Raw genomic sequence first — 20,784 nt, forward strand, 5'->3', positions numbered from 1 at the left:
GAACCCTTCCGCCGTCACCGACGTCCGACCGGGGCGCTTCCCTAGCTATCGATCATCGCGGCGGTCTCCCCGACCAGCAGTCGGGCGTCGTCGGGCACGTTGCGCTTGACCACCGCCAGGGCAACCTGGCCCAGCTCGTGGTGGTGTACGGCGGTGCCGACAAAGCCGACCGTACGCCCATCCCGCGTCACCGGAGTGCCGGCCGACGGTGGCTGGTCCGTGGTCACCCCGTCCAGGTGCAGAAGAACCAGTCGACGCGGCGGCCGACCCATGTTGTGCACCCGGGCCACCGTCTCCTGCCCCCGGTAGCAGCCCTTCTCCAGGTGGACGGCCGGCCCGACCAGGCCCACCTCCGCCGGAATGCTCCGGTGGTCCGTGTCCAGCCCGACCCGAGGGCGACGGGCGGCCACCCGCACCGCCTCGTACGCCCAGAGCCCGGCGACCGGCACGTCCGCACCGCGCAGCTCGGCCACCACCCGGCCCATCGCCTCCCGAGCCACCAGCAGGTCGACGCCGAGCGGGCCACGGCGGGCCCAGCCCCCGATCGGTAGCGCACGGACGTCGTAGCGCACCGTCGACCGGGGCGGCACCGAGCCGGCCCGGAACTTCGGGCCGGGCACCTCGAGCAGATCCGGCTCCGCCAGACCGGAGACCCCGAGCGTCGCCACGGCGTCCACCGCCGCTGGGCCGACCAGCGAGAGCAGGGCGTGCTCCGGCGTCACGTCGCGCGGCTCCACCTTGCTGAAGAAGCGCATCCGCTCCAGATACCCGAGCAGCCCACCGGTGTCGCCCGGCTCGGTGTCCAGCCAGGTCGTACCCCCCTCCTCGGCCACCATCGCGTGCTGCTCGACGTGCCCGTGCGGGGAGAGCACCAGCAACTCGGTGCCCTGCCCAGCGGGCAGGTCCGCCAGGTGCTGCGTGGTGAGCGTGTGCAGCCAGCCGAGGCGATCCTCGCCCGGCACCGCGATCACCCCCCGGTGCGAACGGTCGACCAGGCCGACCGCCGTCTCCAGGGTGCGCTGCTCGCGCAGCGGATCCCCGTAGTGCGCCGCCACCGAGCGGACCCCCGCCGCGGCGTGCGCCGGCTCCGGTTGGTCCCGGCTGTCCTCGTCGATGCTCTCGACGGAGACCGCGCCCGCAATGTCGATCATTCCTGCTCCCCGTTCGCACAGCGACTACAGCGGCCGAAGAGGGAGACATGGCCGACGTCCACCCGGAACCCCCGCTGCTCGGCAAGCTGGTCGACCAACGGGCGCAGCAGGGCGGGATCGATCTCGTCGATCGCGCCGCACTCCCGGCAAACCAGGTGCACGTGCTGGTCCTCGCCGGCCGCGTGGAAGGTCGGCGAGCCGTGCGAGAGGTGGGTGTGCGTCACCAGGCCGAGCCGCTCCAGCAGCTCCAGCGTGCGGTAGATGGTAGTGATGTTGACCCCGGCGGCCACCTCCCGGACGGCCGTGTGGACCTGCTCCGGGGTGGCGTGCCCCAGATCCAGCACCGCCTGGAGGACAAGCTGCCGCTGCGCCGTCAAGCGCAGCCCACGGGCCCGGAGGAGTTCCGCGAGGGAGGATTCGGACACGGTCCAAGCATAGTTCGCTCGGGCCGAACAGCACTCTCCCGTCCTACCGGCCCGTTCTGCCGGCGCCCGTGTCGGTGGTGCCGGGCCGGACCCCACCCGGCGCAGCCCGCCTGGGCCCTATGCTCGGCGGCCATGACGACGGCGAGGATCGCGGTGCTCGGCCGGGGCCAGGTGCCGGCCACCGAGCCAGTGCTGCGCGGCGACGACCTGGGCGTCCTGCACGGCGACGGCCTCTTTGAAACGATGCACCTGCGGGCGGGCCGGCCCTGGCTGAGGGAGGCGCACCTGGAACGGATGACCAGGGCGGCCCCGGTGATGGGGCTGACCCTGCCGCCGACCGATGCCCTGGTCGCGCTGCTTGAGGAGATCTGCCTCGACTGGCCCACCGAGGTTGAGGGGGCGCTGCGGCTGGTCTGCACCCGCGGCGTGGCCGACGGCGAGGCCCCCACCGTGTACGCCACGCTGGCCCCGGTACCGCCATCGGCTCGGGCGGCCCGCCGGGACGGGATCACCGTGGCGACACTGCCGCTGGGCGTGCCAGCCCGCGGCCGCGCCGGCCTGGACTGGTTGCCCACCGGCAGCAAGACCACGTCGTACGCGGTGCACAACGCCGCCCGCCGGTGGGCGTCCCGCAACGGCGTCGACGACGCGCTCTGGACCTCCACCGACGGGTACGTCCTGGAGGGGCCGACCGCCAACGTCCTCTGGTTCGCCGACGGGGCGCTGCGCACGGTACCCGCCGCGGCCGGCGTCCTGCCCGGCACCACCGCCGCCTGGCTGCTGGCCAATGCCGAACAGGTGGGGCTGGGCGCGCACGAGCAGCTGGCGACTCCGCCCGAGCTGCATGCCGCGGACGCGGTCTGGTTCAGCTCGTCGGTCCGGGGCCTGGTCGAGGTCCGCGTCCTGGACGGCATCGGCCGGCCCCGGTCGGCCTACACCCGGCGGTTACAGGCTCTACTCGGCTTCCCCGTCCCGCCCGACGACGACCAACCGGAATGACCTCCGCCACGGATCAGCCGGACTGATCTCCGCCGCCCACCCCGATCAGCCGGACTGACCTCAGCCGCCCACCCGGATCAGCCGGGCGGACAGGTGCGGGGTGAGGCCGTGGCCGACCGCGGCCATCTCCTGCGCGTAGAGCAGGGCACCCTCCACGATGCCGAAGAGCCGATGACCGGCGGTCACCTCCTTCGCGGTGGGGGTGCGGACCACCGCGTCGGTGGCGAACTCAAGCTGGGTGCCGGTGCGCTTGCCGAGGTGCAGCTCCATCACGCCGGTGGGCGTACTCATCAGCGCCTCCCACTCGTTGGTCGCCCGGCCGCTACCGTCGAGCACCGGCCGCCACCAACCCATCTCCCGCCCGGCCGGGCGGACTGGGCTGCTCTGCTCGTCCAGCAGCCACGCCCGCGACTCGTAGCAGAGGAACGGTCGGCCGTCGTGGCTGATCCGGATCTCCTGCGCGTAGTCGAAATCCTCGATGGTGGGATAGCCGCCCCGGCCCCGACCCCGCCACACCCCGATGTACGGCAGCAGGCCGTCCAGAGCGGGATGCAGTTTGGGGCCGGTACGCAGGTCGTGGCTCTCCTCGTAGGGGTACGGGTCCACCGGAGGCGCGTTCAGCCACGGCGGCTGAAGCGGATTCTCGTCACTCACTACTGCCCTCTCGAAATGCGTACGGCAAGGTAGACCAAGCCGCCGGCGAGCCCACCCAGCGCGGCGACCAGCAAACTGACGAACCCTATCTCGGTGACCATCGGCGACTATCCTATGCTGGCGTTCGTGGGCCGAACCCTCGTCATCAAGGTCACCGCCGGAGCGGACTCCCCGGAGCGGTGCGCGCAGGCCTTCACGGTTGCGGCCACCGCAGCCGCTGCCGGAGTTGACGTCTCGCTCTGGCTGACCGGCGAGGCGACCTGGTTCGCGCTGCCCGGCCGGGCGCAGGAGTTCGAGCTGCCGCACTCGGCCCCGCTGGGCGAGCTACTGCACGTGATCCTGGCGACGGGCCGGGTGACCGCCTGCACGCAGTGCGCGGCCCGCCGGGACATCGGAACCGGCGACGTGCTGCCAGGTGTCCGGATCGCCGGCTCGGCGGTCTTCGTCGAAGAGGTGATGGCCGAGGAGACCCGCGCGCTCGTCTACTAGCGCTCCACGACGCCGTCCTACCGCATCACGGTCATCCTTTGGCGCAGGCGATTACGGTTTCCCTCGACCTCGCAGAGTAGGACGTCCGGGTTTCGTCGGACGACGGCCGGGATCAGGAAGACAGTGGCCAGCACGAGGAACCGCGGCGAAAGCGGAGGTCTCGCCTACTGGGCCGCGGCGAGCCGGCTCAGTCGACCGAATGGGTGGCACCGGGGGCGGCGTGGTCGATGGGACCGTCGAACCGAGTCGAGGCACGTGTCACCGCCTGTTGTGGGGTGAGGAACCTCCCGATGTGCGTGACGATCAGGCGCCTTACCCCAGCCGCTCGTGCAGTGTCACCGGCATCTTCCGGTGTGTGGTGAACCCGTTCTCCCGCGCTCGGGGCCTGCGCGCTCTCGGCCTCACACAGCAGCACATCGCAGCCTTTGGCCAGACTCGTCAGGCCAGGACAGGGGGCTGTATCCCCGGAGTACACCAACGACCGCCCCCCAACGTCGACACGCAGAGCGAAGGCAGGGATACCATGTGCCACCGCATGGCTGGTCAACGTGAGCGCGCCGACCGCCACCCGATCCCCGTCGTGTAGCTCCTCGACGGCGAAGGCGGATTCGATCGGGCTGCGGGTCGCGGTGTTGGTCAGGAAGTGTGCCAATCGGTCGGCGATGCCGGGCGGGCCGTACAACGGGATCGGCGCCGCAAGCTGGATATCGGCGTACAGCGCCCCGTAGTAGGCGGTCAGGAGGTCGGCGCTGTGATCAGCGTGCAGGTGCGAGATCCAGATCGCGTCCAGTTCGTCCAGCCGGACATGTCGTTGCAGCTGAGCCAGCGTCCCGCTGCCCGCGTCCACCCACACCCGGGCGCCCCCACCCGACACCAGGTAGCCGGAACAGGGATTGTCCACACTCGGGTATGGCGTTGCACAACCCAGAACCGTGAATTGGAGATTATCGCTGGTCATCCGCGAAAGGCTAGGAGACTCAGCCGACGCATAGTGACGACTTCCCACACTGTGATGAGGACACGCGACGGCGCCCACGGCGGCTGACGCGCGCATGGCCTCAGGTGAGCCGCCGAGTCTCCGACGCCGCGTACCGGGCGGAAACGCCCTCGTCAGTCAGAACACCCGGTGGAGAACGCCAGGTGCAGCTGATCGCCGGTGGCGTCGGCGACGATCAGGTCGCTGCCGCTCCGGTAGGCGTACACCTCGGGGGTGTCGACCACCACGGTGCCGGCGGCGGCCAACGGGGCCAGGGCGCTCAGTGCTGCCGGCTCGGGGCCGGCCGCCACCCGCTCGGTCCAGGCCTTCGCGCCGCCGGGGCAGGATGTCCCAATCCGATCCACCTGCGCTGGCACCGGACGGCCCAGCGCCTGCAACGCGGCCCGCAGCGCTGGTCCGGGCGGGGTCTCGGGTAGCAGGTTGCCGGACGCGGCCTCGGTCGGGCGACAGCCGGTCAGCACCGCGAACCGAACCCGACCCGGACTCGTCGACTCCCCCTCGACCAGGACGAACTCACCGGCGTCGGCGCGCAGCAGCGGGCCCTCGGCGGCGTCCCGGACGCCGGCCCGCCATCGCGCCGGCAGGGCGTCGGCGACCTTGCTGAGCAGCTCGCGCTCGCCCCCCTCGGCGACCAGGACGTCGATCCCGCGGGTCAGTTCGGCGCCCGCGCTGACCGGGGTGACCCGGCAGCCCCGCTCCACGCGGGACGGGGTCATCGCCCACGCCGCGCCGTCGAGCTCGGCGACGAGCCGACCGACCGCCGCGTTGACCACCGATGACGCCTGCTCAATCGTGCGTTGCTCCCGCACCGTGGGCTCGTCGGTGCGGGCCGACCACCAGGCCAGCCCCGCCAGCAGCACCGCCCAGGCCGCCGTGCCCACGAGCAGCCAGCGCCGGATCCACGACCGGGACGGCGGGCGATCAGGCCCGGAGGGTGGGGCGTACCCCGGATGGACTGCGCTCACCGCGCCATCGTGTCATGTCCCGGAGCGGGTCAGCCGCCGCCGGGGCGACCGCACTATCCGCCCGAGTCGTCGGAGCCCAGGACGAGCCGGTAGCCGACCCCGCGCACGGTCAGCACCCGTGGGCCACCGGAGAGCAGGCGCAGCTTGCGCCGGAGCCGCTTGACCGCCGAGTGCAGGATCGCGGTGTCGCCGAGGTAGGCGCCGCCCCAGACCGCGGCGAAGAGTCGCTCGTAACTCCAGAGCCGGACCGGCGGGGTCACCAACCGGGTCAACAACCGCCGTTCGGTACGGGTCAACGCCAGTGGACGCCCCCGCCAGGTGACCAGGTGCGCCGGCGGGTCGACCACCAGCTCGCCGTAGCGGACCGGGGTCTCCGGTGGACCGATGCCCCGCTCCTCGGTGACGGGCGGTTCAGGAAAGAGCATCGCCCGCAGCTCCGCGAGATCAGCACAGCTCAACACCGGCCCCACCCCTTCGAGGCGGCGCAGCACGCGCTCGCGCACAGCCATGTCGGGGCTCACACAGACCACGATCGGACCTTTCCGCTCAGACACGCTGCCTCCCCAGGCACCCGCGTTGACCGACGGGCATCACCCGCCGAGAAATTGTCCGGCTGAACACCGAGTCAGCGTACGGCCAGAAGCGCGCCCAGTCACTGATCGAATACTGACTGAGACAATGTATTGATCAGCGTCGGTGTTTTCACGAGCATGGCTGGCGCGGGCTCGGAACAGCCCGGGCCCGCGGACGTGGGGAGGACACGTGTTCGTACGACCATCCGCGCGGTCACGCCTGGGGCGTCTGGCCGTCGCGTTCGGGGCGCTGTTGCTGGGGTTGAGCGCCCAGCCAGCGCTCGCCGCGTCGCCGTCTGGCGCATCGGAGCGGGCAACTGTCGCGTCCGAACTGCTGGAGACCAGCGACAGCACCAGTTTCCTGGTCTACCTACGGGAAACCGCACCGCTCGCCGGCACCGCGACCCTGCAAACGCCCGACGACCGGGCCCGTGCGGTCCACCAACTCCTGACCAACACCGCCGAACGCACCCAAGCCGACCTGCTGCGGCTGCTCGACGCGCGGAAGGCGGCGCACACCTCCTACTGGATCGCCAACGCCATCCAGGTCCACGGTGACCGGGTCCTGATCGACGAGATCGCGAACCGACCCGAGGTCGAGCGGATCGAGCCGGTCCGCAGCCGCCAGTTGGTCGAACCGACGCCCGCCGAGGCCGAGGCCCGCACCGACGCCATCGAGTGGGGCGTCGCCGAAATCGGCGCCCCCCAGGTGTGGGACGAGTTCGGCGACCGCGGCGAAGGCATCGTGATCGCCAACATCGACACCGGCGTGCAGTACGACCACCCCGCCCTCGTCAACTCCTACCGGGGCAACCTCGGCGGCGGCAGCTTCGACCACGCCTACAACTGGTTCGACCCGACGGACATCTGCTCCGACTCGGTGCCCTGCGACAACAACGACCACGGCACGCACACGATGGGCACGATGGTCGGGGACGACGGGGCCGACAACCAGATCGGCGTCGCACCGGGTGCCCGGTGGATAGCGGCGAAGGGCTGCGAGTTCCGCACCTGCTCGGACCCAGCGCTACTCGCCTCCGGCCAGTGGATCCTGGCCCCGACCGACGCCAACGGCGAGAACCCCCGCCCGGAGTTGCGCCCCGACATCGTCAACAACTCGTGGGGCGGCGGCGGCAACGACCCCTGGTACCAGCAGACCGTTGACGCGTGGCGGGCCGCCGGGATCCTCCCGGTCTTCTCCAACGGCAACAGCGGCCCGAGCTGCGGCACCGCCGGCTCCCCCGGGGACTACGAGAGTTCGTACGCCGTCGGGGCGTACGGGTCGAACGGCGCCATCGCCGGCTTCTCCAGCCGTGGCTCCGGCACCGAGCTGATCAAACCGAACATCGCCGCGCCGGGCGTGGCCGTGCGCTCCAGCGTCGCCGGCGGCGGATACTCCGCGTTCAGCGGCACCTCGATGGCGGCCCCACACGTCGCCGCCACGGCCGCTCTGATCTGGTCGGTCGCCCCCAGCCTCCGCGGGGACCTGCCGGCGACCGAGGCGCTGCTGGACCGTACCGCCCGCGATGTCGATGACACCACCTGCGGCGGGACCGCGGCCGACAACAACGTCTTCGGCGAAGGCCGACTCGACGCGTACACGGCGGTCAACGAGGCCCCCCGCGGCCCGGTCGGGCGGGTCACCGGCACCGTGACCTCAGCCGCTGACGGCGAGCCGATCGCCGGGGTGACCATCGACGACGGCACCCGCGACACCACCACCGGCACCGACGGCCGGTACTCGCTGACCGTTCCGGCCGGTGAGACCACGGTGACGGCCACCTTGTACGGCTACGAGTCGCAGTCGGACACCTTCACCGTGGACGAGGGCGGGGCCGTGACCCGAGACTTCGCGCTCGTCGCGAGCCCCATGGTCACGGTGAGCGGTCAGGTTACCGACGGCTCCGGACACGGCTGGCCGCTCTACGCGAAGATCGACATCGCCGGCAAGCCAGGCGATCCGGTCTTCACCGACCCGGTAACGGGAGAGTGGTCGGCAACTGTGGCCGGCGACAACACCTACTCGATCACCGCCACCCCGCAGTACCCCGACTACCGAACGGTGACCCGGGAGGTACCGGTCGGTGGCGACGCCACCACTGTCGACATGGCCGTTCGGGTTGCGGAATCCTGCACGGCGGCCGGCTACAGCGGCAGCTACGACGACCCGCTCCTGACGGAGGACTTCGCCGACAGCACCGCGCCGGAGGGCTGGTCGGTGGTCAACCGCACCGAGGAGGGCGGTTGGACCTTCGAAGACCTCGGCGAACGGGGCAACCTGACCGGCGGCAGCGGCGGCTTCGCGATCATCGACAGCGATGAGCTCGGCCTCGGCAACAGTCAGGACACCGACCTGGTGAGCCCGACGGTGGATCTCTCCGGGACCCCCGCACCGGTGCTGCGCTTCAACAGTGACTGGCGGGCACTCGGCCTCAACGACAGCGCCGACATCGACGTCACCACCGACGGCGGCGAGACCTGGACCAACGTCTGGCACCAGACCAGCAGCCTGCGCGGGCCGCGGGTCGAGGAGGTGCCGTTGACGCCGGCAGCCGGCGCGTCGGAGGCCCAGGTGCGGTTCCGCTTCGCCGGTACCTTCGCCTGGTGGTGGCAGGTCGACGATGTCATCCTGGCCAACCGGAACTGCACTCCGGTGCCCGGCGGCCTGGTGGTCGGCACGACCAGCGACCAGAACACCGGCGCACCCCTCAACGGCGTCACGGTGACCAGCGTTGATCAGCCCGAAGAGAGCGCTGTCTCGGCCGGCACGCCGGACGACCCGGCGGAGTCGGACGGCTTCTACTGGCTCTTCTCCAGTCTCACCGGAACGCACCCGTTCACCGCGGAACGGACGCCGTACCCGGTGGCCAACCAGGACGTGACGGTCGTCGCCGACGACGTACGCCGGGCCGACTTCGCGCTCGCCGCCGGAAGACTCACGGTCACCCCGACCGAGGTGGAGTCACACCAGCCGTACGGCAGTACCCGGAGCACCCGGGTGACGGTGAAGAACACCGGTACCGCCCCGGCCGACGTCGAGGTGTTGGAGCGGACGGGCGGGTTTGATCTGTTGGAGGCGCCGGGGGCCCCGCTGCGCGAGGTCACGGTGAAGGGCCTCAGCACAGCCCGCACCGGGACCACGTACGGCGGAGCACCGGCGGAGGTCGGCGAGTCGGCGGACAACAGCTGGACCCGGGTAGCGGACCTACCGGCGGAGGTCTTCGACAACTCCGCCACCATCCTGGACGGCAAGGTGTATTCGATCGGCGGCGGTAGCGCCACCGGCACGGAGCGCGCGACCTGGGTCTACGACCCGGACACTGATTCCTGGTTGGACCTGCCGGCGCTACCCACCTCCCGGGCGAAGCCGGGCGTCGCGACGGTCGGCGGCAAGATCTACGTGACCGGCGGGTGGGGCAACACCTCCGACCCGGACCCCACGGTGAATGTCTTCGACCCGGCCAGCGAAACCTGGAGCACTCTGGACGGGGTCACCAACCCCGCGCCAACCGCCGCCCCCGGAACCGCCGTCGTCGCTGACAAGATCTACCTGGTGGGCGGCTGCACCGACTCGAGCTGCACCGCGACCGACGACACGGTGGTGTTCGACCCGAAGGCCGCGACCTTCGCCACTGTTGCCCCCTACCCGCACCCGGTCTCCTGGATGAGCTGCGGTGGCCTCGGCACCCAGGTGTACTGCGCCGGTGGATCGGGCGCCGAGACCGTAGCCCACCGGTACGACCCGGTGACGGACACCTGGACTCCGATCGCGGACATGCCGCTGGACCTGTGGGGTTCGTCGTACGCCGCGGCCGGCGGGATGCTCGTGCTGGCCGGCGGGGTCACCAACGACTCCACCGCGGTGACGAACCAGACGATCGCCTACGACCCGGCGACCGGCACCTGGCAGGACCTGCCGAACGCCGAGTTCGCCCGGTACCGGGGGGCCGCGGCGTGTGGGGCCTACCGGATCGGCGGCTCACCCAGCTCGTTCGTCGGATCGGCGGAGGCCGAACGGCTCAGCGGGCTGGAGTTGTGCATCCAGGATGCGGAGCTGCCGTGGCTGAGCACCTCACCGGCCAACTTCACCCTGGAGCCGGGCGAGTCCCGCCAGGTGCAGGTGACCCTCACGGCCACCGCCGAGGCCGGGGTTGAGCAGCCCGGTCGCTACAGCGGCGAGCTGGCGTTCGCGGCCGACGTGCCGTACCCGACCGCGCCGGTGAAGGTGGAGATGAACGTGTCTCCGCCGAGGAGCTGGGGCAAGCTCCAGGGCACGGTCACCGGGGTGACCTGCGGCGGGGAGACGGTCGGCGTACCGGCCACCGTCCGGGTGAACGCGACCGGCAGCGGCGCCGGCTTCACCCTGAAGGCGGACGCCTCCGGCAAGTACACGGTCTGGCTGCCCAAGGGCCGCTACGACGTGATCGTCGCCAAGGACGGTTGGGTTCCGGAGTTCGACCGCATCCGGGTTGAGGCAGGGTTCGTCGCCACCCTCGACTTCAGCCTGGAACCGTCGTCGGACTGCACGAAGGCAAGCGGCATCTGAGTAGGTCGGTGGCCGGCGGCCCGAGCGGGTCGCCGGCCACCGACACCGACGGGCTGGCGCGGGCTGGCCAGTAGAGCCGCCACCACTCCTAACTGGGTGCCACTTCGGAAGGAGAGCCGCCCACGCAACTGACGATTGCGAAGTCAACAGTCGTTTCGCTTGTGGTTAGCCCACAGCCTCATCACCTATTGCCCGCAGAACATCAGCGAGCCAGACAAGCCCATAACCAAGAGTCTTCGAGTCATCCTCAAGCATTCCCCGAAGATTGGACCAAGATTCGGACACCTGTCCGATTGTGAACGAATCCGGCTCATTGTACACGTCGTACCGTTCAGGTGACGATATTGACCAAAAATAGTCCTGAGGGATCGGGAGGTCAGCTTCTCCGCCCGCCGCCACCTGAGCTATTAGCAGCTCAAACACCTGTCGGAGCTGATCTACCGGAACTCGTACGCATGGTTCTGACATCAGCACAGCCTGCCGCAGCCTCGGACCCCTCGATAGGCCGGTCTGTGACGGCGGCAGCGACCACGCCGACGCCTACGTGCCCGGTCCTACGGCAACGGGTGGGCGATCCCGGCCGCCGGCTTCTGGTAGCACGACGTAGACACCCGGTTGGTCCGGTCGTTCCGCCGACCGGAACCAGATCTCCGCCGCCCGCTCGGGCGGCCAGATGGTGGCCCAATCCCACCGCGCCCCCGCAAGTTTGGCACTGGTGAGAACGGCACCGTAGAGGTTGGCCTCACAGAGGTTGACGCCGGTGAGGTTGGCGCGGTCGAGGTTGGCCTCGCGGAGGTCGGCGCTGGTGAGGTTGACGCCGGTGAGATTGACTCCGCGAAGGTCAACACCGGCGAGGTTGACGCCGGCAAGGTCAACACCGGTGAGGTCGGCACCGATGAGAAACGCGCCGGTGAGATCGGCCTGCGTAAGGTCGGCCGCCGTGAGGTTGGCGGCGGCCAGTTCGACGCCACCGAGGTCGACGCCGGCTAGGTCAACACCGCGGAGGTTGGCGGCGGTCAGGTCGACCCCAGCGAGGTTGGCACCGGCGAGGTTGGCACCGGCGAGGTTGGCACCGATGAGGAGCGCGCCGGCGAGGTTGACGTCGGTGAGGTCCGCGCCACGCAGATCAACACCGGCGAGATTCGCACCGGTGAGGTCGACGTCGGTGAGGTCCGCGCCACGCAGATCAACACCGGCGAGATTCGCGCCGGTGAGGTCGACTCCGGCGAAGTTGGCGCGGGCGAGGTCGACTCCGACCAGGTCGGCCTCGCGAAGAGCCCTGTTGTTGGGCTCCGCGCCAGCCAGGTCGTTCTTGCGGAGGTCGGCGACACGAGAGTCGTCCTGGTGGAGATCGGCGCTGGGCAGGCTACCGGGTTGTTGGCTGGTGAAGGCTGGGGTGCGTCGGGCCAAGGCAGCCAGGAGGTTTCTTAGACGGCCAGGTCGGGCTACTCGTGGTGCGTGAAAGGCGGGGGTGGAACGACCGAGCGCAAGCACGAGTTGACGGCGGAAGGAGTCAGTCGACATCGGAAGAATCCGCATCTCCTGAGGCCAGCTTCTGGTCCTTTGCTACCGGGGGTGGTAAGGAACGACTGAGGGGTAATGTCGAGTGGTGGTGTGGTGTGGCGGCTTCGGTCGGCGCCAGGTCAACCTGGCGCAGAATTTTTTCGATCAGTAGCGGTGCGGTGATGCCGAGGAGCCCGGCGGCTAAGGGGCTGGCCAGGCGCCCGTCCGCTCCACTGAGGGCGGCGAGTCCCGCGCCAGCGGCGAGCCGAAGCACGACTGAGGCCAGGTAGGCGGGGAGCCCTGGTTCGTCGGGGCGCTTCCAGGGCAGGGTCTTCGCACGTCGCAACGCAGCGCCGAGTTCGAGTGCTTCCACGATGAAGCTACCTAGCAGCCCCCAGAGGGCTGACTCCATAGTGGAAAGGGGCTCGAACGGCATAGGCGAACAATAGCCGCCCCCTTCCTTGTTCCACCGGTTGGCCGGCGGTTGGCCGCTGGCAACCGGAAGCTACGGGAGAACACCGAAGTCGACGAAATCTTAGAGCCCCGACCGAGGCTAAATCAATGTCAGGGCTGTGAATGTAGTGAACGATCACACTGATAAGCAGCACACAATGTTCAAACGGACGTTCGATTTGTCACTATCTCCTCGACAACGGTCCCAGAGACCGCCGCCGAGGGCAGCGCCCCGGCATTACCACTAGGGTCCGCTTATCAATCTCTATGCTATTTTTCGGACATAGCCAGTTATTAGGCCGCCGGCCCTTGGTCGGGCGACACAGCCGCCCGGTAGGCCTGCGGCACACGTCAGCCGAGTAGACGTACGGGCGAGTCCAGGCCACCCGGTCGGTGCCACGGCCACGCAGGACCGGGTTCCGCGGTCGGCAGGGCGTCAACGAAGGAACGAACTCGGCTACCGATGCCAGCCGCGCCGGCAGGGCCCTGACTACGGCGGGGAGCATGATGCGGACAGCGAGTCAGGTAGTTGTGGATCATCAGGGCGGTCTGCGGCCAGCGACGGCCACAGCAATCATTTGAGTAGTTTGTACGGTTTCATGTCTTGATGTGACTCGTTGTCGGGTTAGCTCAAGGTGGTTGCTACCGCCGGCCTGGTAGCCGAGGAGCACCGCCCCGAGGTGCGGGGTCGATGGCTCCTCGTCGTTGACGGGGAAGGACACCGAGACCGCGATGAACCATCAGCACCACACCCACAAACTCGACTCTGTCCAGCCCGACGGGCACCGGTTGAGGTCACGATGGTGGGCGCTCGGACTGGTCGCAATGACCGGCCTGGCCCTCACCACCGTCGGCGTCGCTGCCGCCCCCGCCGCCGCCGACGCCGAACACGCCCCCAGCACCGCGGACGAACGGCCCTCCGCTGACGACCAACGCGGCAAACGCGACGGCGGCAAGCATGACAATCGGGGCAGCGGCAAGGACGACAAGAAGGAGGGAAGGAAGGGGGCAAGGCCGAAGGGCACCCCGATCCCCTGCGACCCAGACGCCCTCATCGCTGCGATCACCCTCGCCAACGCCCGCGGCGGTGCCGTGCTCGACCTCGCCAAAGACTGCACCTACCTACTCACCGCCGACCTCGACGGCAGCGGCCTACCCACCATCACCGCCCCCATCACCCTCAACGGCGGCAAACACACCACCATCGAACGTGCCGCCGCCGTCGACCCATTCCGCATCATCACCGTTGACACCGGCGGCGAGCTCACCCTCAACAAACTCACCATCACCGGCGGACAGACCGACAGTGCGGGCGGAGCAATCCTGGTCAACGCCGGCGGAGCATTGACCACCAACCACAGCACCGTCACCCGCAACATCACCAATGCCTCAGGTGGCGGTATCGCCAACAACGGCACCGCCCGAATCAAGAACTCCAAAATCGGACGCAACTCTGCTGGCGTCAACGGCGGAGGCATCACGAGCTCCGGCGTGCTCGAAATCAGCAAATCCCGCGTACACGCCAATACCGCCGTCGCTGTGGCTGGAGTGGAAAGCTTGGGCTCAGTCCGGATCAATCACAGCACCATTGTCGCCAATCAGGCCCAGGACACTGTTGGCGGCCTGTTCATCGGCGCTGGCACCGGAATCGTCACGGACACCCATATAACGGATAACCACGCCGGGGAGGCTGGCGGTGTCCTCGCGAACACCAACACCCAACTCACCCTCAATTCCGTCACCATCGCCAACAACACGGCCAGTACAGCCCGTGGTGGCGGCCTGGCAACCAATGTGAATGCCGCCGTGGTCGTCGAAGACAGCGTCATCAAAAATAACTACGCCACCATCGAGGGCGGCGGTATCTACAACGACGCCGAGCTGGTACTGCGGAACACGACCGTCACCGGCAACCAGGCCGACCTGGGCGGCGGCGTCTACAACACTGACAACGGCATACTCACCCTATTCACCACCAAGATCGTCAAGAACATCGCCATCACCGACGGCGGCGGCATCTTCAACGAAGCGAACGGCACGGTAGTACTGAACACCGCTACCGGCACTGTCGTGATCAAGAACCGACCGAACAACTGCTCCGGCGATGTGCCCGGCTGCGCCGGGTAAAACCTGAACAGGCATCACGTGGTTTCCCGTCCCGCGCCCACCGGCGCGGGACGGGAACCTTTTCGGGCCTTCGGATGGTGAGCAGAGCCGCTCTCGCGCGCCAGCGGTAGATCGACGAGCCGCTACCGGCGGTGAACGCCCGTCTGGCCTCGGCAGTCAGGCCCCGCAGGAACCCGGCACCAGCAGGACCCCGACTATCGCCGGGACGACCGGGCGACACCTGCGGGTCAGGGTTTACGGAGCCACGTCTTCGGATCGGTCACGAAGACGCCCTTGCCCTGGCGACGGTTGATCACCTCCAGTGCCTCCAGTCGGATGAACACCTGGCGGATCGTGGACGCGCCGACCTGATGCAGCTCGCAGAGCTGGGCGATCGACGGAAGCTTCTCACCCGGCTTGAGCTTGCCGCTCTCGACCTCCGTCATGATTCGGTTAGAGATTCTCAGGTAATCCGGTACAGCAGGCATGGCGCTCCTCGCGTGGCTCGTTGATTCGATCACGCATCCCGGCACCTCGACAAGCCGATGCTCACCCGAGCCTTGACTCTTGCGCCTTACGCGCATAAGTTTGCCGACAGGTCCTCCTCGCGTGGCAACGAGTAGGCCCGATTCCCCGGTCGGGGTGGGCTGGACACGGCTCACCCCTGCCCGTCCGGTCCGGAGAGGTGGTTGACGTGCATAACCCGTTCCGACGCTTCCGTCACTGGCGAAACCGCCCCGCCCCGAGCCAGCCCGCTACTCGCGCCGGCTCGCTGACCGGTGCGAACGTAGGTCGTCCCACCGACACCGACAGCGATGCGGACCGCCACCGGCCGTTCGCCGGCAACGCGGGCGGGCACCACCGGTCGACGACGCGCTGGCCGTTGACCCCCGAACAGGTACGCCAGCAGCAGTTCCCACAGGTCCGGCGGGGGCTCGACGCGTCCGAGGTGGAACTCTTCCTCTATCGGGTCGCAGCGGACCTGTCCGCGCTGCAGACCGAGCTGAGGAGTACCCGGGACGAGAACATCCGGATCAAGCGGGCGCTGCGCGACTGGCAGTCCCGGTTCACCCCGGGCGTACGGGCATGACCGCTACCGACCCCGACGAACGACCACGCTTCGTCGTCCATTTGACCCTGCGCGCCGACGACCTCGCCGGCGCACGCCTACTCGCCCGTTCGTTGGCCCGCTCCCTGGGCTTCCTGCCTGAGCTGGTGCTCGGCGAGACGACCGTCTCCGTCACCGGCGCGCCCGACGTACACCATCAGGTCTTCTGCGACCGGCTACTGGAACACGGCTGGCGCTGCCGGCTGCGGCCCGAGCACGACGGTGGCTGTTCCCGACGGTTCCTCCGGCCCATCGTCGGCCGCGCGCGACGCGACCGGACGACTGCGGCCCGCCACCAAAGGTAGCGGGCCGCAGTCGGACAACGCGTCGGTCAGTCGACGGCGACCGGGACGATCGCCTCGTTGATGCCCCGGCTGGCGGTGACGATGAGGTCGCCGTTGCCGTGCCGAGACAGCGCACGCAGTCGCCACGTGCCTGGCGCCGCGAAGAAGCGGAACTGTCCGGCCGAAGAGGTGACCACCTCGGCGGTGAACTCGTCGGTGGAGTCGAGCAGGCGGACGTACGCACCGGTCACCGGCTCACCCGCAGCGTCGCGGACAACGCCGGTGATGACGGTCTCCTTCTCCAGGTCGAGGCTGGCCGGCAGCGGGGCGGCCTGATCTGGGGCGGCGCACCCGGCCGCAGTCGAAGCAGTCATGGCGTTCACTTCTCCCCGGGCTCGTCGCCGAGCGCCACCGGCACGCCGACCAGTGAGCCGTACTCGGTCCAGGAGCCGTCGTAGTTCTTCACGTTCCGGTGGCCGAGCAGCTCCTGGAGCACGAACCAGGTGTGCGAGGAGCGCTCACCGATCCGGCAGTAGGCGATGGTTTCCCGGCTGTCGTCCAGCCCCGCCGCGGCGTAGATCTCGCGCAGCTCCTGGTCGGACTTGAAGGTGCCGTCCTCGTTGGCCGCCTTGGACCACGGCACGCTGATCGCGGTGGGCACGTGGCCCGCGCGCTGCGCCTGCTCCTGCGGGAGGTGGGCGGGGGCGAGCAGGCGTCCCGCGTACTCGTCGGGGCTGCGCACGTCGACCAGGTTCTTCGTACCGATGGCGGCGACCACCTCGTCGCGGAACGCCCGGATGGTGTGGTCCGACTCCTGCGCCACGTACCGCGTCGCCGGACGGGACACCACCTCGGTGGTCAGCGGGCGGGCGTCCAACTCCCACTTCTTGCGGCCGCCGTCGAGCAGCCGGACCTCACGGTGGCCGTAGAGCGCGAAATACCAGTACGCGTACGCGGCGAACCAGTTGTTGTTGCCGCCGTAGAGGACGACGGTGTCGTCGTTGGCGATGCCCCGCTCGGAGAGCAGCGCCGCGAATTGGTCCTTGTTCACAAAGTCCCGGCGGACCTGGTCTTGTAGGTCGGTCTTCCAGTCCAATTTGATCGCACCGGGCAGGTGGCCGGTGTCGTAGGCCGAGGTGTCCTCGTCGACCTCGACGAAGACGACACCCCGGGTTTCGAGGTTCTTCTCGGCCCAGTCGGCCGAGACGAGTGCGGTGTCACGACTCATCAGATCACTCCTGGTGAGGATGGATGGTGAGCCAGCGCGCGGAAGTCATGGTGCCTCAGTGGTCCACCACGCGCGGGACCCATGGCTCGGATCGGGATCACGGGTTCGTGCGACGGCGAAACGGGTTGGCGCAGGAGGGGGCACCAGTCAGGTGCGCAGACCCTGGGCACCGGGGGGCCGCGTTAGGCGGCCGAGAACAGCCCCGCCGTCAACCGGACGGGGCGACACAGGCAGGCGGCCACACGGCACAGGTCGACCGCGCGCCGTTTGGTGAGGAACATCCCCATGGGCAGAGAGACTACCAGCGATGTCGCCGCGTGCCACAGCTCAACCACCATCCGGGACGCGTACTCGACTCAGCTCGCCGCGTGGATCGGCACCTCGGCCGCCTCCGCGGTGACCTGCAGCCCTTCGGGTAGCGGCCGGACCTCACTGACGGTGAGGTCGAACGGGAGCACCGGCAGGGGCAGGTCAACGGAGATGCCCTCGGCGAAGGTGCTCAGCAACGCCCGGACCAGCGACCCGTTCGGCAGGCCGTCGGCGGTCAGGTCGGTGAACCGCAGCGACACCTGGCCCTGGTCGATCGTGATGTCGGCGGTACCGCTGACCGGCACGCGCTGCCCGAGGAGCTCCACCGGAGCGGTCACCGCGAGTCGACCGTCCCGCTCCCCCAACTGCAACCCCTCCTGGTCGAGCCGGGAGGCGAGGCTGTCGTAGCTGATGGTGCCGGTGCCGGTGACGCTCCCGGCGGTCACCCCGCCCCGTCCGGACCGAAGGGTGTCCAGCGGGGCCGTCACGTCGTAGGCGTCGATGTCGAGGGTCGGCAGGGCCAGCACGTTGCCCTGGACTGATCCCCGGACCTCAGTGAGCCGGATGGAGATGCGCTCGTAGCGGCCGTCGAGGACCTGGGTGACAAAGGGAAAACCGCCGATCTCGACCTCGGGCGGCCCGGCCTGAACACCCTCCTTGACGAGCTCCTCGCGGACCTGTTCGGTCAATGCGCGTTCGGCGACCCCCGCCGCCACCCGGTCGGCCACCACCACCAGCCCGACCAGGCCCAGAAGCAGGACCAGGAGCACGACGAGTATGCGCCGCCCACGCCGGGATCGGGGGCGTTCGTCCTGGTACGGGCGCTCGTCGGTCGTCACAGCTCCTCCTGGCACCGTCATCGCTCCTGTCACCGCTGTCGCTGCGGCGAGGTTACCCGGACCGTGGCGCTTCGACCGCTCAGAGGACCAGCCTGCACAGGACGTACGCGGCCGGCGCGGCGAGGGCGAAGCCGGTGAGTGGACCCTGGATGTACTGAATCGCCCACCCGGGGGTCGGCTCGCCGGCCATTTCCCGACCCACCTCCGCAAACCCAACGGCGAGGTCGGCCAGGACGGCGACGACCGCCGCGACGAGCCCCATGATCGCAGCCCGGGTCGGGGTGAACGGGGTGACGAGATAGCTACCCAGGAGCGCACTGACCATGGTGCCGACCATGGCGCCGCCAACCACGCCGACCGCGCCCCGTGGCACCTGGGGGGCCAGCCGGGGCCAGGCGGCGAACGCGTCGGTGATCCGGGCGACGGCGAGCGCCACCCCGGCCGCGACCAGGCAGACCGTGATGACCTGGGTGCCCATCGGGATCCGGGTGAGCACGATCATGGTGGGGAGGGCGACGGACCCGGCGACGATGAGCACGGTGCCGCGCAGCGATTCGAGAACCTGCGCCCGGTCAACCCGCCGGACGAACTGCCCCACGACCGCAGTGACCAGGCCGACCAGCAGGACCTGCACCAGCGGCATCAGCCGGGCCGGATCACTGCGGACGGCGACGGTGTCGGCGACGATCGCGGCGGCGGCGCCCACCCCGGCCACCGTCATCAGCGCCGGCGGGCGAAACGCCATCGTCCAGGCCAGCAACGAGAGCGCCTGGACGCCGACGATGACGACCGTGAACGGTAGCCGGTGCCCCGGGCCGCTGGTCTGCGCCGCCAGCACCAGGCCCATCCCGAGCAGCACCGCGAAGCCGGCGACGGCCAGCGTGACCGACCGACGCACCGCGATCGGCGGGATTTCCTCCACGTCCTGCTCCAGGCCGTCGCCGGGATCGCCCGGTGCCCGGCGGCCCGGGTCCCCGTCCCGTCGAGCTCGGCGTGGGCCGCCGCGCTCCGGCCGCCCGTCGTCACCCCCGGCCCGCGGCGCGGGCGGACCGCTGGAGGGCTGTTCGGGCCAGGGCTCACGGCCGGTCTCGGGCCTGCTGGAGGGAAGCACCCACCGATCGTGCCAGACCGCACCGGCGCCGCGGGCGCACGGTTTCGGCGACGTTAAAACCTACCCCTCAGTTATGCGTATAACGGACAAAACAGATTTGCACCGAAGGTTGACGCAGGGCGATCGGTTAGGCTCAACCTGTTTACCCGCCCGTCAGTGACGCCGGGACCACGCAGTACCCCAGTGCCCTCAGTGCGGAGCGTGCGCTGGGTGACGCGCGGCCACCGCGCCGCCGGGACGGAGATGATCGTGGAGATCCTGCTTCTGGTGACGGCACGCGCAGGTGAACCATCCGCTGTGCTGCCAGCGCTCGACCTACTACCCCACTCGGTCCGCACCGCCCCCCGCGACGTACGCACCCTGGTCGCCGGCCCCAGCCCGGACATCGTGGTGATCGACGCCCGCTCCGAGCTGAGCGAGGCCCGGGACACCTGCCGCATGCTGCACGCCACCGGCCTCAACGCGCCCCTGCTCGCGGTCGTCACCGAGGCCGGGCTGATCGCACTCAACGCCGACTGGGGCGTCGATGATGTAATCCTCGCCTCAGCCGGCCCGGCTGAGGTCGAGGCCCGGTTACGCTTAGTGATTGGCCGGTTGGCGGACAGCACCACGGGGGCCGACAGCTCGATCCGGGCCGGCGAGTTGACCATCGATCCGGACACCTACGCCGCGAAGCTGAAGGGCCGCCCCCTCGACCTGACATACAAGGAGTTCGAACTGCTCAAGTTCCTGGCGCAGCATCCGGGGCGGGTCTTCACCAGGGACCAGCTGCTGCGCGAGGTGTGGGGCTACGACTACTTCGGCGGGACCCGCACCGTGGACGTGCACGTGCGACGGCTGCGCGCCAAGCTCGGCTCCGAGTACGAGTCGATGATCGGCACCGTCCGCCAGGTCGGCTACAAGTTCGTTGTTCCGCCCGCCCGGGCGCTACCGGAGTCGGAGCCCGCCCCGATTCCCGTCTGATCCTCTATTAACTATTTGCCCGGTTATTACCAATAATCGGGACTATCCTCATGTTCTAGACCCGCTTACCGATAAGTACGGG

Annotated in this window: 22 protein-coding genes; 7 read left to right on the top strand and 15 right to left on the bottom strand. The window is 69.4% G+C overall.

Features of this window, described 5'->3' with window-relative positions; translation table 11 throughout:
• Positions 1-41: 41 nt before the first annotated feature.
• Positions 42-1,151 carry a CAF17-like 4Fe-4S cluster assembly/insertion protein YgfZ gene (gene ygfZ / locus B118_RS0109860; protein WP_018221571.1) on the bottom strand — a complete coding sequence of 370 codons (1,110 nt, stop codon included), beginning with the start codon at positions 1,149-1,151 and terminating at the stop codon, positions 42-44.
• Entirely contained in the window at positions 1,148-1,576 is a 429-nt protein-coding gene (locus B118_RS0109865; RefSeq protein ID WP_018221572.1) for a Fur family transcriptional regulator, read from the bottom strand. The genes ygfZ and B118_RS0109865 overlap by 4 nt, the downstream gene beginning before the upstream one ends.
• Positions 1,577-1,708: 132 nt before the next feature.
• Between B118_RS0109865 and B118_RS0109870 the strand changes: the two genes are divergently transcribed.
• Positions 1,709-2,575, top strand: coding sequence for an aminotransferase class IV (locus B118_RS0109870; protein WP_018811587.1), 867 nt, complete (start codon positions 1,709-1,711; stop codon positions 2,573-2,575).
• Positions 2,576-2,635: 60 nt separating this feature from the next.
• On the opposite strand, the gene B118_RS0109875 is transcribed toward B118_RS0109870, so the two are convergent.
• Positions 2,636-3,229 carry a nitrobindin family protein gene (locus B118_RS0109875; protein ID WP_028184920.1) on the bottom strand — a complete coding sequence of 198 codons (594 nt, stop codon included), beginning with the start codon at positions 3,227-3,229 and terminating at the stop codon, positions 2,636-2,638.
• Positions 3,229-3,330, bottom strand: a complete 102-nt coding sequence (gene mtfM, locus B118_RS33440; protein ID WP_018221575.1) for a small membrane protein MtfM — start codon at positions 3,328-3,330, stop codon at positions 3,229-3,231. Before mtfM ends, B118_RS0109875 begins: the two co-directional genes overlap by 1 nt.
• A gap of 13 nt (positions 3,331-3,343) precedes the next feature.
• Between mtfM and B118_RS0109885 the strand changes: the two genes are divergently transcribed.
• On the top strand, positions 3,344-3,718 hold the full coding sequence (locus B118_RS0109885; protein ID WP_018221576.1) for a DsrE family protein: 375 nt from the start codon (positions 3,344-3,346) through the stop codon (positions 3,716-3,718).
• A 187-nt stretch (positions 3,719-3,905) separates the two neighbouring features.
• Here the strand turns inward: B118_RS0109885 and B118_RS0109890 are convergent, their stop codons facing one another.
• The 3 genes from B118_RS0109890 to B118_RS0109900 all read right to left on the bottom strand — a co-directional run bounded on the left by B118_RS0109890 (position 3,906) and on the right by B118_RS0109900 (position 6,189).
• The gene (locus B118_RS0109890) at positions 3,906-4,676 is read right to left on the bottom strand and encodes an MBL fold metallo-hydrolase (protein WP_026185503.1); all 771 of its coding nucleotides are present in this window, start codon (positions 4,674-4,676) and stop codon (positions 3,906-3,908) included.
• Between the two features lie 152 nt (positions 4,677-4,828).
• Complete coding sequence (locus B118_RS0109895; protein WP_026270734.1) at positions 4,829-5,680, bottom strand: hypothetical protein; 852 nt, start codon at positions 5,678-5,680, stop codon at positions 4,829-4,831.
• 53 nt (positions 5,681-5,733) lie between these two features.
• A complete protein-coding gene (locus tag B118_RS0109900) occupies positions 5,734-6,189 on the bottom strand; it encodes a winged helix-turn-helix domain-containing protein (RefSeq protein WP_018811590.1) in 456 nt (151 codons plus the stop codon).
• A gap of 253 nt (positions 6,190-6,442) precedes the next feature.
• On the opposite strand from B118_RS0109900, the gene B118_RS0109905 reads away from it, so the two are divergent.
• Positions 6,443-10,798 carry a S8 family serine peptidase gene (locus B118_RS0109905; protein ID WP_018811591.1) on the top strand — a complete coding sequence of 1,452 codons (4,356 nt, stop codon included), beginning with the start codon at positions 6,443-6,445 and terminating at the stop codon, positions 10,796-10,798.
• Positions 10,799-11,338: 540 nt separating this feature from the next.
• Here B118_RS0109905 and B118_RS28140 read toward each other — a convergent pair.
• On the bottom strand, positions 11,339-12,337 hold the full coding sequence (locus tag B118_RS28140; protein WP_043541141.1) for a pentapeptide repeat-containing protein: 999 nt from the start codon (positions 12,335-12,337) through the stop codon (positions 11,339-11,341).
• Positions 12,312-12,737: a hypothetical protein gene (locus B118_RS30150; protein WP_033668039.1), complete on the bottom strand. Its 426-nt coding sequence runs from the start codon at positions 12,735-12,737 to the stop codon at positions 12,312-12,314. Before B118_RS30150 ends, B118_RS28140 begins: the two co-directional genes overlap by 26 nt.
• Positions 12,738-13,486: 749 nt before the next feature.
• Here B118_RS30150 and B118_RS0109915 point away from each other — a divergent pair.
• On the top strand, positions 13,487-14,881 hold the full coding sequence (locus B118_RS0109915) for an autotransporter outer membrane beta-barrel domain-containing protein (RefSeq protein WP_043541147.1): 1,395 nt from the start codon (positions 13,487-13,489) through the stop codon (positions 14,879-14,881).
• Between the two features lie 227 nt (positions 14,882-15,108).
• Here the strand turns inward: B118_RS0109915 and B118_RS0109920 are convergent, their stop codons facing one another.
• A complete protein-coding gene (locus tag B118_RS0109920; RefSeq protein ID WP_026270737.1) occupies positions 15,109-15,348 on the bottom strand; it encodes a winged helix-turn-helix domain-containing protein in 240 nt (79 codons plus the stop codon).
• A gap of 197 nt (positions 15,349-15,545) precedes the next feature.
• Here B118_RS0109920 and B118_RS0109925 point away from each other — a divergent pair, with 197 nt between their 5' ends.
• Positions 15,546-15,950, top strand: a complete 405-nt coding sequence (locus B118_RS0109925; protein WP_028192712.1) for a DivIVA domain-containing protein — start codon at positions 15,546-15,548, stop codon at positions 15,948-15,950.
• The gene (locus B118_RS0109930) at positions 15,947-16,273 is read left to right on the top strand and encodes a hypothetical protein (RefSeq protein WP_028192713.1); all 327 of its coding nucleotides are present in this window, start codon (positions 15,947-15,949) and stop codon (positions 16,271-16,273) included. The genes B118_RS0109925 and B118_RS0109930 overlap by 4 nt, the downstream gene beginning before the upstream one ends.
• Before the next feature lie 26 nt (positions 16,274-16,299).
• On the opposite strand, the gene B118_RS0109935 is transcribed toward B118_RS0109930, so the two are convergent.
• The 5 genes from B118_RS0109935 to B118_RS0109955 form a co-directional block, all read right to left on the bottom strand.
• Positions 16,300-16,635: a DUF1416 domain-containing protein gene (locus B118_RS0109935; RefSeq protein WP_018221588.1), complete on the bottom strand. Its 336-nt coding sequence runs from the start codon at positions 16,633-16,635 to the stop codon at positions 16,300-16,302.
• On the bottom strand, positions 16,632-17,480 hold the full coding sequence (locus B118_RS0109940; protein WP_028192714.1) for a sulfurtransferase: 849 nt from the start codon (positions 17,478-17,480) through the stop codon (positions 16,632-16,634). Before B118_RS0109940 ends, B118_RS0109935 begins: the two co-directional genes overlap by 4 nt.
• A gap of 182 nt (positions 17,481-17,662) precedes the next feature.
• Complete coding sequence (locus B118_RS33620; protein ID WP_018221590.1) at positions 17,663-17,818, bottom strand: Ms5788A family Cys-rich leader peptide; 156 nt, start codon at positions 17,816-17,818, stop codon at positions 17,663-17,665.
• An 18-nt stretch (positions 17,819-17,836) separates the two neighbouring features.
• On the bottom strand, positions 17,837-18,628 hold the full coding sequence (locus tag B118_RS0109950; protein ID WP_028192715.1) for an LmeA family phospholipid-binding protein: 792 nt from the start codon (positions 18,626-18,628) through the stop codon (positions 17,837-17,839).
• A gap of 79 nt (positions 18,629-18,707) precedes the next feature.
• Positions 18,708-19,739 carry a hypothetical protein gene (locus B118_RS0109955; RefSeq protein ID WP_028192716.1) on the bottom strand — a complete coding sequence of 344 codons (1,032 nt, stop codon included), beginning with the start codon at positions 19,737-19,739 and terminating at the stop codon, positions 18,708-18,710.
• A 243-nt stretch (positions 19,740-19,982) separates the two neighbouring features.
• Here B118_RS0109955 and B118_RS0109960 point away from each other — a divergent pair, with 243 nt between their 5' ends.
• The gene (locus tag B118_RS0109960; RefSeq protein ID WP_033662306.1) at positions 19,983-20,702 is read left to right on the top strand and encodes a winged helix-turn-helix transcriptional regulator; all 720 of its coding nucleotides are present in this window, start codon (positions 19,983-19,985) and stop codon (positions 20,700-20,702) included.
• The last annotated feature ends 82 nt before the right edge of the window (positions 20,703-20,784 follow it).

This window comes from Salinispora pacifica CNR114 (genome assembly GCF_000514775.1).
In the GTDB taxonomy this organism is placed as follows: Bacteria; Actinomycetota; Actinomycetes; order Mycobacteriales; family Micromonosporaceae; genus Micromonospora; species Micromonospora pacifica.